Here is a 17,723-nt window from a genome sequence, read left to right on the forward strand (position 1 = left end):
TTTCACTGGTTTTTTATATGAACAAATAGAATCAAAATAGTTCATATGAAAAAGGTTTGTAAGCCTTACGATATAGATTTTTAAGATAAATATTTTAGAAATTTACGGAAAACGCTTTCTAGAAAACAAGAATTATGTTATAATTATCACAAATAAAAGTTTAGGAGTTTTTTATGGTCTCTTCAGAATTTATTTCAAAGATTGAATTTGCTTGTAAGAAGAAAGAAAGTCTTTATAGCCAAAGTAAGTTTAAGTATGCGATTCGTTCCATGTTTGCAGGTGCCTTTCTAACATTTAGTACAGCTGCGGGTGCAGTTGGGGCTGACTTGATTAATAAGATCGCTCCAGGTAGTGGACGTTTTCTCTTCCCATTTGTTTTTGCTTGGGGATTGGCCTACATTGTTTTCTTGAATGCTGAGCTGGTAACTTCAAATATGATGTTTTTGACAGCTGGTAGTTTCTTGAAAAAAATTTCTTGGAGAAAAACAGCTGAGATTTTACTTTACTGTACCTTGTTCAATCTCATCGGAGCTTTGATAGCAGGTTGGGGATTTGCCCACTCAGCAGCCTATGCAAATCTAACACATGATAGCTTCATTTCAGGGGTTGTAGAGATGAAGTTAGGTCGTTCAAATGAGTTAGTCTTACTTGAAGGTATTTTAGCCAATATCTTTGTAAACATTGCCATTCTTTCATTTGTTTTGGTGAAAGACGGAGGCGCCAAACTTTGGCTTGTCTTATCAGCAATTTACATGTTTGTATTCTTAACAAACGAACACATTGCTGCGAACTTTGCTTCTTTTGCGATTGTTAAGTTTAGTGTTGCTGCTGATTCAATTGCTAACTTTGACATACCTAATATTCTTCGTCACTGGGGTGTAACCTTTGTCGGAAACTTTATCGGAGGAGGTCTCTTGATGGGCTTGCCATACGCTTTCCTCAACAAAAACGAAGATACTTATGTAGATTAAAGAAATGAGCACGAGTGAATCGTGCTTTTTTGTTTGATGTGTAAGACTAGTCATAGTTGTTCCTTATATCAAAATATAGAAAAACGGTATTGGAAAAGACTAGCCCAAGATGATACAATATCCCTAATGAAGCTATTTGGAGGTCGTCTTATGACTCGTGATTTTAAATTTGAAACCCTACAATTACATGCTGGGCAAGTAGTTGATCCAGCAACTAAGTCTCGTGCAGTACCGATTTATCAAACAACATCCTTCGTTTTTGATGACACGCAAGAAGGTGCCGATTTGTTTGCCTTGAGAAAACCAGGGAACATTTATACTCGTATCACAAACCCTACAACAGCAGCCTTTGAGGAAAGAATTGCTGCTCTTGAAGGTGGTGTTGGAGCGCTAGCGACAGCATCAGGTATGGCTGCTGTAACCTACACTATTTTGGCGCTTGCTCACGCAGGTGACCATGTGGTGGCTGCGTCAACTATTTACGGTGGGACCTTCAACCTCTTGAAAGAAACCCTTCCTCGTTATGGAATCACAACAACCTTTGTGGATGTGGATAATTTGGAAGAAGTGGAAGCAGCTATCAATGACAATACAAAGCTTGTCTTGATTGAAACCTTGGGGAATCCCTTGATTAACATTCCTGACTTAGAAAAATTGGCTGAGATTGCGCATAAACACAAGATTCCTCTCGTTTCAGACAACACTTTTGCCACACCATATTTGATTAACGTCTTCTCTCACGGTGTAGATATTTCCATTCACTCAGCAACTAAGTTTATCGGTGGGCATGGTACGACTATTGGAGGAGTGATTGTTGATAGCGGTCGTTTTGACTGGGCAGCTTCAGGGAAGTTCCCTCAATTTGTTGAGGAAGACCCAAGTTACCACAACTTGAGCTATACTCGTGATGTGGGTGCAGCAGCCTTTATTATCGCTGTTCGTGTTCAATTGCTCCGTGATACAGGTGCTGCCTTGTCACCATTTAATGCCTTTCTCTTGCTCCAAGGGCTTGAAACTCTCTCTCTTCGTGTCGAACGCCATGTGCAAAATGCAGAGAAAATTGTTGATTTCCTTGTCAACCATCCTAAGGTAGAAAAAGTCAACTATCCAAAACTAGCTGACAGTCCATATCATGCCTTGGCTGAGAAATATCTGCCAAAAGGTGTTGGTTCAATCTTTACCTTCCATGTTAAAGGCGGAGAGGCAGAAGCTCGCAAGGTGATTGATAATTTGGAAATCTTCTCTGACCTTGCAAACGTGGCAGATGCCAAATCTCTTGTTGTCCATCCTGCGACAACCACCCACGGTCAGTTGTCAGAAAAGGATCTAGAAGCAGCAGGTGTCACACCAAACCAAATCCGCTTGTCTATCGGACTTGAAAATGTAGAGGATTTGATTGAAGATTTGCGTTTGGCCTTGGAAAAAATTTAAAGTAACTGATATAAACAGTGGGTTTCGACTCACTGTTTTTGATTTTCCCTCAGGCATGATATAATGGTTACAGAAGTCTAGAAAGAGGAAAGTTATGAACGAAATTAAATGTCCCAACTGTGGGGAAGTCTTTACAGTAAATGAGAGTCAGTATGCCGAACTCTTATCCCAAGTGAGAACGGCTGAGTTTGATAAGGAACTGCACGATCGAATGAAGCAGGAGCTGGCCTTAGCTGAGCAAAAGGCCATGAATGAGCAACAGTCTAAACTGGCTCAGAAGGATCAAGAAATTGTGCAATTACAGAGTCAAATCCAAAACTTTGATACAGAGAAAGAACTGGCTAAGAAAGAGGTTGAACAAACCAGTCATCAGGCTTTATTGGCAAAGGACAAGGAAGTACAGGACTTGGAAAACCAATTGGCTACCTTGCGTTTAGAACATGAAAATCAACTGCAAAAGACCCTTTCTAACCTTGAAAAAGAGCGCGATCAGGTCAAAAACCAGCTCCTTTTACAAGAAAAGGAAAATGAGTTATCTCTAGCTTCCCTCAAGCAAAATTACGAAGCCCAGCTCAAGGCGGCTAGTGAACAGGTCGAGTTCTATAAGAATTTCAAAGCCCAACAATCCACAAAAGCTATCGGGGAAAGTTTGGAACAGTATGCAGAGAGTGAGTTTAACAAGGTTCGTAGTTTTGCCTTTCCAAATGCCTACTTTGAGAAGGATAACAAGGTTTCTGCGCGAGGATCTAAGGGGGACTTTATCTTCCGTGATTTTGATGAAAATGGTCTAGAATTCATTTCCATCATGTTTGAAATGAAAAACGAAGCGGATGGGACGGAGAAGAAGCATAAGAATGCAGATTTTTACAAGGAATTGGACAAGGACCGTCGGGAAAAGAACTGCGAGTATGCGGTTTTAGTGACCATGCTTGAGGCAGATAATGACTACTTTAACACTGGGATTGTGGACGTCAGTCATGAGTATGAAAAGATGTATGTGGTTCGTCCTCAATTCTTTATTCAGTTGATTGGGCTCTTGCGTAATGCAGCGCTTAATTCTCTAAAATACAAGCAGGAGTTGGCCTTGGTTCGCGAGCAAAATATCGATATTACGCATTTTGAGGAAGATTTGGATGCCTTTAAACTAGCTTTTGCCAAGAACTACAACTCTGCTTCGACCAACTTTGGCAAAGCTATTGATGAAATCGACAAGGCCATCAAACGCATGGAAGAGGTCAAGAAGTTCCTAACCACATCCGAAAACCAACTCCGCCTCGCAAACAATAAGTTGGAAGATGTTTCGGTTAAAAAATTGACCCGAAAAAATCCAACCATGAAAGCGAAGTTTGATGCCTTGAAGGGAGAATAGAAAGCAGTGGCAAATGAATTATTAGTATTGAATACTGAAGAAGTAAATGAGTCTGAAAATTTAAATTATGACGAATTAGAAGAACTATTGGAACAGCAATTTACAATGGAGTTTTCTAATCTCGAAAAATTAGAAATAGAATGTAAAGAAATTAGTTCACCAGATAAACTAGGAGATGTTATTTTAGATGAAATCTGGGATCAATTTGCGAATCAAATTGGCTTAGATATGACAAGTGATACTCTTCTTAAGCAGTATAATGATAATAACCCTAATGGCTATACAAAAAAAGAAGGTAGTAAGATACTAAAAGATACAAGGTATACTGATGCAAATAATGCTATGAAAGAAAAGCAAAAATCAGGAAACTTGAAGGATGAATACACCGGAAAAACATTAAAAGTAAATGAAAAAGCTAATTTAGATCACGTTGTAGCACGTAAACAAATTTTTGAAAATCCTTGGAGAAAGATTGCTGATATAGAAACTGCGGATTTAGCAAACAAATCAGAAAATCTTGCTGCAACAAACGAATCACTTAATAAAAGTAAAGGAGCAAAATCCAATAGTGAATATATAAAGAATAGAGAACTGAGGGAAAAAGAACTTAGGAATCAAGTTCAAAGAGCCAATGAGAAAATTGATAAGATGAATATCTCAGATGCCGAAAAGCGAAATCTTAAAGCTGAAAATAATAAAAGATTAAATGATAAATTAGCTGCCGATTCGAAGAAAATGCTCAAATCTGAAAAAACAGCGAAGAAAGCTATTAATAAGGATATTGCAAAGAAAGCTTCTGTAAGAATGGCGAACAAGGCAGGTAAAGATGCAGTTAAAGCTATGTTTATTGCAGCATTATTTGGGATGTTGAAGGAAATTATGAATGCTTTAGTGAGGTATTTTAAAGCAAAAAAACAATCTTTTGATACATTTATAGAGGAAATGAAAAAAGCACTTCATTCATTTTTTGGCAAAATCAAAGATTTTATTAAAGTAGGTGTAGATAGTTTTGTTGGAAGCATTGTTGGAGAAATTATCGGCGCATTTAACCAGAAATTACAAAAACTTCCAAACTTGATTAAACAATTATTTGGTTCTATCAGAGAAAGCATTTCTTATTTATCTAACCCAGAAAATCAAACACATTCTACAGCAATTAAGATAGCTCACATTTCAAAAATTATTACTTCTGCACTAGTAGGTGTAGGTGCAATGTTTTTAGGAGAATATTTTGAAAAGTATTTATTAACAATATCAGGAATGCAAACTCTAATACCATTATTAGGGACCATTGCAAATATCTTAGGCATGTTTTTGGCGAGTTTATTGACAGGTATATTAGGTGCTGTAATTATTAATAGACTTGATCAATTTATTTCAAAAAAATTAATTGAGGAAAATCAAAAGAAACAAGCTAATAAGAAAAACGAATTGTTAAGAATTCAGGATGTTCAAATTTTTGTTGCCGAGCAAAATGTTGCTGTTAAGCGAAATGATATATTCATTAAGATGGCTAAGAACCATCAAAAACTAAGAGAACTTCTTGGTAATGTTCAAGAGGAGTTTTCTAATTCAAAGATTGATTTCAAACAGCGATTATTAGCTAACGAAATGTACTTTGATGAAAAGCAAAGTGAACTTGAAGAAATGCAAAGTGCATTAAACGATTTACTATAGGAGAATGTTATGTCAGAAGAATTAGAGATTCAGGTTTTAGCAAAGTCTGAAAGATTTAATGAAAAAAAAGAAGCGTTGAAAGCTTTTAGTGAAGAAATTCCAGAACAATCAGATTTACCGACTGTCCCACAAGACGATCCTATGCTAGGATTTATTGGTATGGAATATGATGTTAAAGGTAAGGATTTAAATGCTCTCACCGATGCTGTTCAAAATAGAATGATTGAACAAAACAAGCATATTAAAAAGATTATTCAGGAATTTAATACCATTTATGAAACTTTCCAAATATTGGATGATGAGTATATTCAAAGTATTTCAAAGTCTTTGATTGCAGCCAAAGAGGCAAATGATAAAGCTATGCAGGGATTGCACGAGATAGAAGAATATCAAACTGGTAATAAAAAACTATTAGATGACGTTTTTAACCAGAATAAAGATTTAATTGATATATTGAAGAAACATCATAAAAAGCTAGAAGAGTTAGAACAACTTGAAGAGAAGCAAAGTGAAATTCAAATTGAAATTGATACTTTAAAAGCGAATCTAAAAACATTAGTGAAAATAGAAAATAGTTTTAACGATTTGCATTTACAAGTTGAAGAAAAACAAAATAATTTTAAAAATTTCCTTGATGAAATCAATAATAAATCAATAACAGAGAGAGATAATCTAAAGTTAATTGTTGAAAGTCTTGAAACAAAACTAGAAGAGAAACAAAAAGAGATTGTTTTTCTAAGAAAAGGATTCTATACTCTTGTAGTCGCTGTTGTTTTAATAGTATTATTTCTATTGTTTAAAGGAATGTAGATGATTAGTGAAACTTATTTAAAGTTGTTAAAATCAGAAGTGAAGAAAATTGATGATTTAACAAATAGTACTTATGAATTAGAAGTAATTCTTCAAGATATTGTTGATAATGTTAAAAATGCTGACTTAGAGTTTATAAAACGATTAGGAAACTTAACTACTAAAGAGACATTCTCTACAATCAAAGATAAGCAAACTAGCATATTGGAATTATTGTATAAATATCTTGGCTCTAGAGTTATTGATACAAATTATTTGATTTTGAAAGAAACAAATAATAAATCATTTGAAGCATTAGCAAATGATTTAAAGTCATTAATAGGTTTAGAAAATGTGAAGAAAGAGATTGAAGATCTAGTCGCATTTAATAAAGTTCAGCAAAGTAGAGAAAAAATCGGTCTTAAAAAAACAAATAGAACGATGCATATGGCGTTTTTAGGTAATCCAGGTACTGGTAAAACTACTGTGGCTAGAATCGTTGGGAATATGTACCGGTCATTAGGAATATTAAGTAAAGGCCACTTTATTGAGGCAAGTAGAACAGACTTAATAGCAGAATATCAAGGACAAACGGCTTCTAAAGTTAAGAGATTGATACAAAAAGCCAAAGGTGGTGTATTGTTTATTGATGAAGCATATAGTATTACTGAAAACGATAAAAGTGATAGTTATGGTCGAGAGTGTTTAACTGAGTTAACTAAAGCATTAGAAGACTATCGAGATGATTTGGTGGTTATTGTTGCTGGATATGATGAATTGATGAAAAAATTTTTTGAATCTAATCCTGGGTTAAAATCAAGATTTAATTATTTTATTACGTTTGAAGATTATACTGTGGACCAAATGTTTGACATTTTTCTTTCACATTGTAAAAATGAAGAATACATTTTGCATGATTCTGCAAAAGAAACATTAAAAAAATATTTAGAATTACATAGTAACAATCCTGAAAATAAAAATGCAAATGGGCGATTTGTAAGAAATGTATTTGATAGGATAGTTATGAACCAAGCAAGAAGATTAGCCACATTATCTTTTGTTACAAAAGATAATTACATTACAATTCTTGAAGAAGATATTTCATGAATGAAATCAGAAAGCAACACATGAACGGTATTATCAACTTAAAAAAAGAAGCGGGGATGACCTCGCATGATGCGGTTTTTAAGCTGCGTAAGATTTTGGGAACCAAGAAAATTGGTCATGGTGGGACCTTGGATCCGGATGTAGTGGGAGTTCTGCCAATCGCGGTTGGCAAGGCAACCCGTATGGTCGAATTTATGCAGGACGAGGGCAAGGTCTATGAGGGGGAAATCACTCTAGGTTATTCAACGACGACTGAGGATGCCAGTGGAGAAGTGATCGCAGAGACCCCTGTTTTGTCGCTCTTGGATGAAACCATTGTCGATGAAGCGATTGCTAGTCTGACTGGGCCTATCACTCAGATTCCACCTATGTACTCGGCTGTCAAGGTTAATGGTCGCAAGCTCTATGAGTATGCGCGTGCAGGTCAGGAAGTGGAGCGTCCAGAACGTCAGGTGACTATTTATCAATTTGAACGGACAAGTCCGATTTCTTATGAGAGCGAACTTGCGCGTTTTACCTTTCGTGTGAAATGCAGTAAGGGGACTTATATCCGTACCTTATCGGTTGATTTAGGTAAGAAGCTGGGTTATGCGGCCCATATGTCCCACCTAACACGTACTAGTGCAGCTGGTTTGCAGTTAGAAGATGCCTTGACTTTGAAAGAAATTGCTGAAAAAGTGGAGGCTGGTCAACTGGACTTTCTCCATCCTCTAGAGATTGGTACAGGGGACCTTGTCAAAGTTATCCTAACTCCAGAAGAGGCTACAGAAGTGCGGTTTGGTCGTTTTATCGAGCTAGACCAAACAGACCAAGAACTGGCTGCCTTTGAGGGAGATACATTGCTAGCCATTCTAGAAAAAAGGGGCAATTTCTACAAACCAAGGAAGGTTTTTAGCTAGTTTCACTAGATTGTGGGGATAGATTGATGTTTCCCCTAGACTATCCAAAATCAGACTATAAATTTTGCAAAAAATGTGATAGAATAGACGACGGATAAAAAAACGGAGGATAGCATGCAAAATAGACCAATCATTATCGGAGTGACAGGTGGTTCTGGTGGTGGTAAGACCAGTGTTTCAAGAGCCATTTTATCTCATTTTCCTGATGAAAAGATTTCCATGATTGAGCATGATTCATACTACAAGGATCAGTCTCACTTGACCTTTGAAGAGCGTGTCAAAACCAACTACGACCATCCTTTTGCCTTTGATACAGACTTGATGATCGAGCAGATTAAGGAATTGTTGGCAGGGCGCCCGGTGGACATTCCAACTTATGACTATACAGAGCATACACGGAGTAGCAAGGCCTATCGTCAGGAGCCTCAGGATGTCTTTATCGTTGAGGGGATTTTGGTCTTGGAGGATAAGCGTCTGCGCGATTTGATGGATATCAAGATTTTTGTGGATACAGATGATGACGTGCGTATTATTCGTCGTATCAAGCGTGATATGGAAGAGCGTGGCCGTAGTCTAGATAGCGTTATTGATCAGTATTTGGGTGTGGTCAAACCTATGTACCACCAGTTTATCGAGCCAACCAAGCGTTATGCTGATATCGTCATTCCTGAAGGGGTCAGCAATACCGTTGCTATTGACCTTTTGACGACCAAGATTGCAAAGATTTTGGAAGAAGCGAGAAACAGCAAATAATCAGATGAGGAGGCCTAGCCTCCTTTTTCTATTTTTCCTTTAGTTTCAGTAGGAAAAAGGTGATTTTTAAGCATGTTTTTGGTATAATAATACCCATGGAAAAGCAAGAAAATGAATAGTAGGTGGAGATGGAAAAGTATTTATCGGTAACAACTTTGACCAAGTATCTGAAAATGAAATTCGATAAAGACCCTTACTTGGAACGGGTCTATTTAACTGGTCAAGTTTCCAACTTTCGTAAACGACCTACTCACCAATATTTTTCCCTAAAAGATGACAATGCAGTTATTCAAGCGACCATCTGGTCTGGGATTTATCAGAAATTAGGCTTTGACCTGGAAGAAGGTATGAAGATTAATGTGATTGGGCGTGTGCAGGTCTATGAACCAAGCGGTAGCTACTCTATCATCATTGAGAAAGCTGAGCCTGATGGGGTTGGGGCGCTAGCGATTCAGTTTGAACAACTCAAGAAGAAACTGACAGAAGAAGGTCTGTTTCAAGAGAGATTCAAGCAACCTCTTCCCCAATTTTCTAAGAAAATCGGTGTGGTAACCAGTCGCAGTGGAGCCGTTATTCGAGATATTATCACGACTGTCAGCAGACGTTTTCCTGGTGTTGATATCCTTCTCTATCCGACCAAGGTACAAGGTGATGGAGCTGCGGAGGAAATTGCTCGAAATATTGCGCGTGCCAATCAACGTGAGGACCTAGATGTTCTCATTATTGGTCGTGGTGGGGGTTCCATCGAGGATCTCTGGGCCTTTAACGAAGAGATCGTGGTACGGGCTATTTTTGAATCCCGTTTGCCCATCATCTCTAGTGTTGGTCATGAGACGGATGTGACCTTGGCGGATTTTGTGGCAGATAGACGGGCTGCGACGCCAACAGCTGCGGCTGAATTGGCAACGCCTGTGACCAAGTTGGATCTCTTGAGCCATTTACAAAATCAAGAAAAACGGATGGCAACAGCAGTCCGAAATGTCCTATCTAAGAAACAAGAAGCTCTGAAAAAATGCAGTCAGTCAGTTATCTTTAGACAGCCAGAGCGCTTGTATGATGGTTATTTGCAACGGTTAGATCAACTACAACTGCGCTTAAAACAAAGTTTGCGAACACGGATTTCTGATAACAGACAACTAGTCCAAGCAAGGACGCATCGACTGGTCCAACTATCACCTATTACCAAAATCCAGCGTTATCAAGACCGTCTAGGTCAGTTGGACAAGCTCCTACGCAGCCAAATGGCGCTGGTTTATGATGCCAAGGTTGCTGAAGTCAAGCGACTTTCAGAAGCTTTGATGATGTTGGATACCAGTCGAATCGTGGCTCGTGGTTATGCAATTGTCAAAAAAGAAGAGTCCGTAGTCGATTCTGTTGAGATGTTGAATAAAAAAGATCAAGTGACGCTTTTGATGCGAGATGGTCAAGTAGAATTAGAGGTTAAAGATGTCAAAACAAAAGAAATTTGAGGAAAATCTAGCAGAACTGGAGACCATTGTCCAAAGTTTAGAAAATGGTGAAATTGCTTTAGAAGATGCGATTGCTGCCTTTCAAAAGGGAATGGTCTTGTCAAAAGAGCTCCAAGCGACGCTGGACAAGGCTGAAAAGACCTTGGTTAAGGTCATGCAAGAAGACGGGACAGAAAGTGATTTTGAATGAAGAAGCAAGAAAAATTAGCTCTTGTTGAATCGGCTTTGGAAGATTTTTATGGAGACCAGCAGTTTGCCTCTAGTTTGCGAGAGTCTGTTCTCTATTCCATTCATGCTGGTGGCAAGCGTATTCGCCCTTTTCTTTTGCTAGAAGTTTTGGAATCCCTGAAAGTGGTTATCCAACCAGCTCATGCGCAGGTAGCCGCGGCCTTGGAAATGATTCATACAGGGAGCTTGATTCACGATGACCTTCCTGCTATGGATGATGACGATTACCGTCGAGGGCGTTTAACCAATCATAAGAAATTTGGCGAAGCGATGGCAATATTGGCAGGAGACGCCTTGTTCCTAGATCCCTATGCCTTGATAGCGCAGGCAGATTTATCAAGTCAGATCAAGGTGGATTTGATTGCCAACTTATCCCTTGCTTCAGGGAGTCTAGGTATGGTGGCAGGGCAGGTTTTAGATATGGAAGGCGAACACCAGCATTTATCCTTGGAAGAACTTCAGACCATTCATGCCAATAAGACTGGAAAATTACTAGCTTATCCTTTCCAAGCAGCTGCTATCATTGCGGAATTGGAACCAGAAATCCAAGCAAAATTGAAAACTGTGGGTGAATTGATTGGGCTGGCCTTTCAAGTTCGAGATGATGTGCTGGATGTGACAGCTAGTTTTGAGGAAATCGGCAAGACTCCACAAAAGGATTTGCAGGCTGAAAAATCAACCTATCCAGCCTTGCTGGGTTTGGAGGAGGCCATTGCTTTTTGTAACCAAACCTTGGATCAAGCTAATGCCAAGTTAGAAGAAATTGCCCAGCAAGTCAGCTTTGAAACAGAGCCGATTGTGAAAGTAGTAGAAAGTTTGAGAATCAATGGCTAAGGAAAGAGTGGATGTACTAGCTTATAAACAGGGCTTGTTTGAAACGCGAGAACAGGCTAAACGCGGTGTCATGGCTGGTCTAGTTGTAGCAGTCCTCAATGGGGAGCGTTTTGACAAGCCAGGAGAGAAAATCCCAGATGACACTGATCTAAAACTCAAGGGTGAAAAACTCAAGTATGTTAGCCGTGGTGGTTTGAAATTAGAAAAAGCCTTGCAGGTCTTTGGGTTGTCAGTTGATGGAGCGACCACGATTGATATCGGTGCTTCCACTGGAGGATTTACTGACGTCATGTTGCAAAATGGTGCTGAGTTAGTCTTTGCAGTCGATGTTGGTACCAATCAGTTGGCTTGGAAATTACGTCAAGACCCACGGGTTGTCAGCATGGAGCAGTTCAATTTCCGCTATGCTGAAAAGACTGATTTTGAGCAGGAACCGAGCTTTGCCAGTATTGATGTGAGTTTCATTTCCCTCAGTCTGATTTTACCTGCCTTGCACCGTGTCTTGGCTGATCAAGGTCAGGTCGTGGCTCTGGTTAAGCCCCAGTTTGAAGCAGGTCGTGAGCAGATTGGAAAGAATGGAATCATTCGCGATGCCAAGGTTCATCAACATGTCCTTGAATCTGTCACTGCTATGGCAGTTGAACAAGGTTTTTCAGTGTTTGGATTAGACTATTCACCAATCCAAGGTGGACATGGAAACATCGAATTTTTGGCATATTTGAAAAAGGAAGATGGAGCAAGTAACCAAGTTGCTCCTGAAATAGAAAAAGTTGTAGAGAGAGCACATAGAGAATTTAAAGATGAATAAAAAAGAGAGACTTGAAAAAATTAGAAGATTTGTTACAGATTATCAAATTGGGACTCAGGAAGAAATCGTTGAGCACTTAAAGGAAGCAGGTATTTCTGCTACGCAAGCCACTGTCTCAAGGGACATCAAGGAGCTTGGGATTGTTAAAATTCCTTTGAAGAACAACACCTATATCTATGAGTTGCCAAAATCAGTCGTCAAAAGTTTGCAGTTGGCTGAGGACAATATTGTGAGTTCTGAGTTAATGGGAAATATGATCAATCTTGCTGTCATTCCTGGAAATACTATTTTTGTGAAGAGTCAGTTGGTTGAAGCATTTTCTGAACAGATTTTTAGCTGTCTAGCTGATGATGATTCTATCTTAATTGTAGCTAGAACAGCAGAGGCAGCTGAGGAAATTGTTGAACAAGTCAAAAAATGGTAGGTCAGTATGTTACTTGAAATTTCGATAAAAAACTTTGCCATTATTGAGGCGATTTCACTCAATTTTGAAAAGGGTATGACTGTTTTGACCGGAGAAACGGGTGCTGGAAAGTCTATCATTATCGACGCTATGAATCTCATGTTGGGGGCTCGTGCAACGACAGATGTTATTCGTCACGGTGCGCCAAAGGCAGAGATTGAGGGACTTTTTTCGGTTGAAAATAGTCGCCTTTTACAGGAACTTTTTGATGAGCAAGGTTTAGAATTGGGGGATGAGATTATCATCCGTCGGGAAATTTTGCAAAATGGTCGTAGTGTTAGTCGCGTGAATGGTCAGATGGTCAATCTTTCTGTCTTGCGTGCCATTGGGCAACACCTTGTGGATATCCATGGTCAGCATGACCAAGAGGAGTTAATGCGTCCTCAACTGCACATCCAGATGTTGGATGAGTTTGGTGATGCTGCTTTCTTGGACTTGAAGGAGACCTATCAGACGAGCTTTGATGCCTATCGCAAAATGCGCAAGCAGGTTTTGGAAGTCAAGAAAAACCAGCAGGAACATAAGGCTCGTATTGAGATGTTGGAATTTCAAATGGCAGAGATTGAGGCAGCGAACTTACAGGCTGGTGAAGACTTAGCTCTCAACCAAGAACGAGATAAACTCCTCAATCATAAAAATATTGCGGATACGCTAACCAATGCCTACAGTATGCTGGACAATGAGGAATTCTCCAGTCTTGCTAATGTCCGTTCAGCCATGAATGACATGGAAAGTGTTGAAGAATACGACCCTGAATACCGTGAAATTTCAAGTTCTCTGTCTGAGACCTACTATGTTTTAGAAGATATTACAAAGCGTTTGGAAGATATTATTGAGGACTTGGATTTTGATGGCAATCGTCTCATGCAGGTTGAAAATCGCTTAGACCTTATAAATACTATTACACGCAAGTACGGTGGAACTGTGGACGATGTTTTGCTTTATTTTGCCAAGATTACGGAAGAGTACAATCTCTTGACTGGAAATAATCTTTCTTCCGAAGATATGGAAGCAGAACTCAAGAAATTGGAAGTTAATCTTGTTGATTTGGCAGGTCAGCTTGCATCTGCTCGCCATGATTTGGCCCAGCAGCTTGAGGCTGAGATTAAACAAGAACTTCAGGATCTCTATATGGAGAAGGCACAGTTCCAGGTTCGCTTTAGTAAGAGTAAATTCAGCCGTGAAGGAAATGAAACAGTTGGGTTTTATATTTCTACCAATCCAGGTGAAGACTTTAAACCCTTGGTCAAAGTTGCATCTGGTGGGGAATTATCCCGCCTCATGCTAGCTATTAAATCCGCCTTTTCTCGTAAAGAAGGCAAGACTAGTATTGTCTTTGATGAGGTGGATACGGGAGTTTCAGGTCGTGTGGCCCAAGCCATTGCGCAAAAGATTCATAAGATTGGTCAGCATGGTCAGGTTCTTGCTATTTCTCACCTTCCACAAGTGATTGCCATCGCGGATTATCAATTCTTTATTGAGAAGATTAGCGATGAGCACTCAACGGTGTCGACGGTTCGCCTTTTGACTTTAGAAGAGCGAGTAGAGGAAGTAGCTAAGATGTTGGCTGGGGAAAATGTAACCGAAGCTGCCCTTACCCAAGCCAGAGAATTATTGCAAACGAGGATGAAATAAATGACAGACTATTATGTAATTGGAGATGTTCACGGAAAGGCAGGTATGCTAGAAGATCTGCTCAAGACCTGGGATGGTCAAACTCAGTTGCTCTTTCTAGGGGATTTGATTGACCGAGGTGAAGACAGTCGCCGTGTTCTAGAGATGGTCAAAGACTTGGTCGACAATCAAGGAGCTATTTGTTTATCAGGTAACCATGAGTATATGTTTCTGACTTGGCTTGATGACCCAGAAGAAAGCTATGACCATTATCGTCGCAATGGTGGTGATACAACCATTAACTCAATTTTAGGTCGTCCCTTGGATGCACCAGTTGATGGCGTAGAAGATGCCAAGCGTGTTGCGACTGAAGCGGCAGACTTGGTCGAATTTATTCGTCAAATGCCATTTGTGGTAGAGACAGACAAATATATCTTTGTTCACGCAGGTATTGATTTGACCTTGGATGATTGGCATGAAACGACTGATTACAAGAAAGTCTGGCTCAGAAAGCCATTCCACGAAGCCGAAAATCATACTGGGAAAATCATTGTCTTTGGGCATACACCAGTTTATGGTTTGCTAAAGCAAGACCGAGGTACTGCTGAGCTTTGGATAACAGAGGATGGCAAGATTGGCATGGATGGAGGAGCTGTCTATGGTGGTGTCTTGCATGGGATTGTCTTTACTGACCAAGGAATGACAGAACACCACTTTATCGAGAATGATGGTTTTGTTGCCGAAGATTAGTACTCCTAGCAGGGTATGGTCTTGTCAAAATGTTAAAAACAATTTATAATTAATAGATACCCTGAAAGGAAGAGCATCATGAACTTAGAAGATTTGAAAAAACGACAGGAGAAAATCCGAAACTTCTCTATTATCGCCCATATTGACCACGGGAAATCAACGCTAGCAGACCGCATTTTGGAAAAGACGGAGACCGTTTCTAGTCGTGAAATGCAGGCCCAGCTTTTGGATAGTATGGATCTTGAACGTGAACGTGGGATTACCATTAAGTTGAATGCCATTGAGCTCAATTACACTGCAAAAGATGGCGAAACCTATATTTTCCACTTGATTGACACGCCAGGGCACGTGGACTTTACCTATGAAGTGTCGCGTTCGCTAGCTGCCTGTGAAGGAGCGATTTTGGTGGTTGATGCGGCTCAAGGGATTGAAGCGCAAACTCTTGCTAACGTTTATCTAGCCTTGGACAATGATTTGGAAATTCTGCCCGTCATTAACAAGATTGACCTACCAGCAGCCGATCCTGAGCGCGTTCGTACAGAGATTGAGGATGTCATTGGACTAGATGCCAGCGAAGCGGTCTTAGCATCAGCCAAAGCTGGTATTGGTATCGAAGAGATTCTTGAGCAAATCGTAGAGAAAGTGCCAGCCCCAACTGGTGATGTTTCAGCTCCACTCAAAGCCTTGATTTTCGACTCAGTTTATGATGCTTACCGTGGGGTTATCCTCCAAGTTCGTGTCATGGACGGAGTTGTTAAACCTGGCGATAAGATTCAACTCATGAGCAATGGAAAGACCTTTGATGTGACGGAGGTCGGAATTTTCACACCGAAAGCTGTTGGGCGTGATTTCCTAGCCACAGGTGACGTTGGTTATATTGCGGCTTCTATCAAGACGGTTCAAGACACGCGTGTCGGAGATACAGTGACCCTAGCAAGCAATCCTGCAGCAGAACCGCTAGATGGCTACAAGCAAATGAATCCTATGGTCTTTGCAGGACTTTACCCAATTGAGTCAAACAAGTACAATGACCTACGTGAAGCCTTAGAAAAATTGCAGCTCAACGATGCTAGCTTGCAGTTTGAACCAGAAACATCTCAGGCCCTTGGATTTGGTTTCCGTTGTGGATTCCTTGGACTCCTCCATATGGATGTTATCCAAGAGCGTTTAGAGCGCGAGTTCAACATTGACCTCATTATGACAGCTCCGTCTGTTATCTATAAGGTTAATCAAACTGACGGTGAGTCTATGGATGTCTCTAACCCATCAGAGTTTCCAGATCCAACTAAGATTGCGACCATTGAAGAACCTTATGTCAAGGCTCAGATTATGGTACCACAGGAGTTTGTTGGAGCGGTGATGGAACTGGCTCAGCGGAAACGTGGGGATTTTGTGACTATGGATTATATTGATGACAATCGTGTCAATGTCATCTATCAAATTCCACTTGCTGAAATCGTATTTGACTTTTTTGATAAGCTCAAGTCTTCGACGCGTGGTTATGCAAGCTTTGACTATGAATTGTCAGAGTATCGCCCATCTAAGCTGGTCAAAATGGACATCCTTCTCAATGGTGATAAGGTCGATGCTCTTAGCTTTATCGTCCACAAGGACTTTGCCTACGAACGCGGGAAACTCATCGTTGATAAGCTCAAGAAAATCATCCCTCGTCAACAGTTTGAGGTGCCGATTCAAGCAGCTATTGGACACAAAATTGTGGCTCGTACGGATATCAAGGCCCTTCGTAAAAACGTACTTGCCAAGTGTTATGGTGGTGACGTTTCGCGTAAACGCAAACTCCTTGAAAAACAAAAAGCTGGTAAGAAACGCATGAAAGCTATCGGATCAGTAGAAGTACCACAAGAAGCCTTCCTTAGCGTCTTAAGCATGGATGAAGAATAGAAATAAAAAAACTCTTGAAGATTTTTCAAGAGTTTTTGCTTTAAATGTGAGCTATAAAATCGTAAACTAACTGAATCGATTAGGTTAGAATTTGACAGAAGTCCTTATTTTTCTTATAATGCAGATGGAAAGGTGGTAGGATGAAAAGATTATTAATTTTAGGTACTGTAGTTACTATTAGTGCTTTTTTAGCTTCATGCTCCAATAAATCGCAAACAGCAACCGAAGAAAGTTCGACTGCGGTTGTTAGGTCTTCTAGCAGTCAGGAAACAAGTAGCTCTAGCTCTGCTGTTTCTGAAGCGAAAAAGGAAGAGACGCAAATCATCGGTTCGAATGAATATGGTTTTGTCAAGGTACCCAAATCATGGGTTCAATTCCATGAAGTAGAAGGTGGAAATGATATACAGTATAGTGATGGAACAGATATCAACATTGTTACGCTGAATACCTTCAAGGCTGAGCAGTTCAATATCAGCGAAGAAGAATATGCTAAACTGGATGTTGTGAATGTCTCATCTAGTATTTTAACTTCCAAAGAACAAAGCTCTGATTTCAGTAAGGTTTGGGGCTCCAAATCGACCATTGGAGGCTATGAAGCCTATGTTGTCAATGCAATTGCTAAGTCAGGGAAATACCTCGTTACCTGGGTTTTCCGATCA

The 17,723-nt window shown here is 39.8% G+C and carries 17 protein-coding genes; all 17 read left to right on the forward strand.

The genetic code is table 11. The annotated features are described in order from the left end of the window. Positions 1 to 173 precede the first annotated feature (173 nt). Positions 174 to 971 carry a formate/nitrite transporter family protein gene (locus GMD6S_RS04015; RefSeq protein ID WP_000254787.1) on the forward strand — a complete coding sequence of 266 codons (798 nt, stop codon included), beginning with the start codon at positions 174 to 176 and terminating at the stop codon, positions 969 to 971. A gap of 150 nt (positions 972 to 1,121) precedes the next feature. Continuing rightward, complete coding sequence (locus tag GMD6S_RS04020; RefSeq protein ID WP_000196314.1) at positions 1,122 to 2,402, forward strand: O-acetylhomoserine aminocarboxypropyltransferase/cysteine synthase family protein; 1,281 nt, start codon at positions 1,122 to 1,124, stop codon at positions 2,400 to 2,402. A gap of 94 nt (positions 2,403 to 2,496) precedes the next feature. Next, positions 2,497 to 3,771: a DUF2130 domain-containing protein gene (locus GMD6S_RS04025; protein ID WP_001002609.1), complete on the forward strand. Its 1,275-nt coding sequence runs from the start codon at positions 2,497 to 2,499 to the stop codon at positions 3,769 to 3,771. 6 nt (positions 3,772 to 3,777) lie between these two features. Further along, on the forward strand, positions 3,778 to 5,448 hold the full coding sequence (locus GMD6S_RS04030) for a hypothetical protein (protein WP_001262694.1): 1,671 nt from the start codon (positions 3,778 to 3,780) through the stop codon (positions 5,446 to 5,448). A 9-nt stretch (positions 5,449 to 5,457) separates the two neighbouring features. Continuing rightward, positions 5,458 to 6,258, forward strand: a complete 801-nt coding sequence (locus GMD6S_RS04035; RefSeq protein WP_001288177.1) for a hypothetical protein — start codon at positions 5,458 to 5,460, stop codon at positions 6,256 to 6,258. Then, on the forward strand, positions 6,259 to 7,344 hold the full coding sequence (locus tag GMD6S_RS04040; RefSeq protein WP_000622662.1) for an AAA family ATPase: 1,086 nt from the start codon (positions 6,259 to 6,261) through the stop codon (positions 7,342 to 7,344). A 20-nt stretch (positions 7,345 to 7,364) separates the two neighbouring features. After that, on the forward strand, positions 7,365 to 8,243 hold the full coding sequence (gene truB / locus GMD6S_RS04045) for a tRNA pseudouridine(55) synthase TruB (RefSeq protein WP_008289372.1): 879 nt from the start codon (positions 7,365 to 7,367) through the stop codon (positions 8,241 to 8,243). Positions 8,244 to 8,357: 114 nt separating this feature from the next. Continuing rightward, positions 8,358 to 8,996, forward strand: coding sequence for a uridine kinase (gene udk, locus GMD6S_RS04050; protein ID WP_001181373.1), 639 nt, complete (start codon positions 8,358 to 8,360; stop codon positions 8,994 to 8,996). 128 nt (positions 8,997 to 9,124) lie between these two features. Continuing rightward, on the forward strand, positions 9,125 to 10,465 hold the full coding sequence (gene xseA, locus GMD6S_RS04055) for an exodeoxyribonuclease VII large subunit (RefSeq protein WP_000417497.1): 1,341 nt from the start codon (positions 9,125 to 9,127) through the stop codon (positions 10,463 to 10,465). Then, positions 10,443 to 10,655 carry an exodeoxyribonuclease VII small subunit gene (locus GMD6S_RS04060; protein ID WP_000043226.1) on the forward strand — a complete coding sequence of 71 codons (213 nt, stop codon included), beginning with the start codon at positions 10,443 to 10,445 and terminating at the stop codon, positions 10,653 to 10,655. The genes xseA and GMD6S_RS04060 overlap by 23 nt, the downstream gene beginning before the upstream one ends. Then, entirely contained in the window at positions 10,652 to 11,527 is an 876-nt protein-coding gene (locus GMD6S_RS04065; protein ID WP_000743829.1) for a polyprenyl synthetase family protein, read from the forward strand. The genes GMD6S_RS04060 and GMD6S_RS04065 overlap by 4 nt, the downstream gene beginning before the upstream one ends. Then, complete coding sequence (locus tag GMD6S_RS04070; protein WP_001041047.1) at positions 11,520 to 12,335, forward strand: TlyA family RNA methyltransferase; 816 nt, start codon at positions 11,520 to 11,522, stop codon at positions 12,333 to 12,335. The genes GMD6S_RS04065 and GMD6S_RS04070 overlap by 8 nt, the downstream gene beginning before the upstream one ends. After that, on the forward strand, positions 12,328 to 12,759 hold the full coding sequence (locus GMD6S_RS04075) for an arginine repressor (RefSeq protein ID WP_001034394.1): 432 nt from the start codon (positions 12,328 to 12,330) through the stop codon (positions 12,757 to 12,759). Before GMD6S_RS04070 ends, GMD6S_RS04075 begins: the two co-directional genes overlap by 8 nt. Positions 12,760 to 12,765: 6 nt before the next feature. After that, complete coding sequence (gene recN, locus GMD6S_RS04080) at positions 12,766 to 14,433, forward strand: DNA repair protein RecN (RefSeq protein WP_000923546.1); 1,668 nt, start codon at positions 12,766 to 12,768, stop codon at positions 14,431 to 14,433. Then, the gene (locus GMD6S_RS04085) at positions 14,434 to 15,162 is read left to right on the forward strand and encodes a metallophosphoesterase family protein (RefSeq protein ID WP_000133346.1); all 729 of its coding nucleotides are present in this window, start codon (positions 14,434 to 14,436) and stop codon (positions 15,160 to 15,162) included. It begins immediately after the preceding gene. 78 nt (positions 15,163 to 15,240) lie between these two features. Beyond that, entirely contained in the window at positions 15,241 to 17,064 is a 1,824-nt protein-coding gene (gene lepA / locus GMD6S_RS04090; RefSeq protein WP_001047156.1) for a translation elongation factor 4, read from the forward strand. Between the two features lie 140 nt (positions 17,065 to 17,204). Next, a partial coding sequence (locus GMD6S_RS04095) for a hypothetical protein (RefSeq protein ID WP_000825984.1) occupies positions 17,205 to 17,723 on the forward strand: 519 nt, incomplete at its 3' end.

The organism is Streptococcus sp. GMD6S (assembly GCF_000297015.1).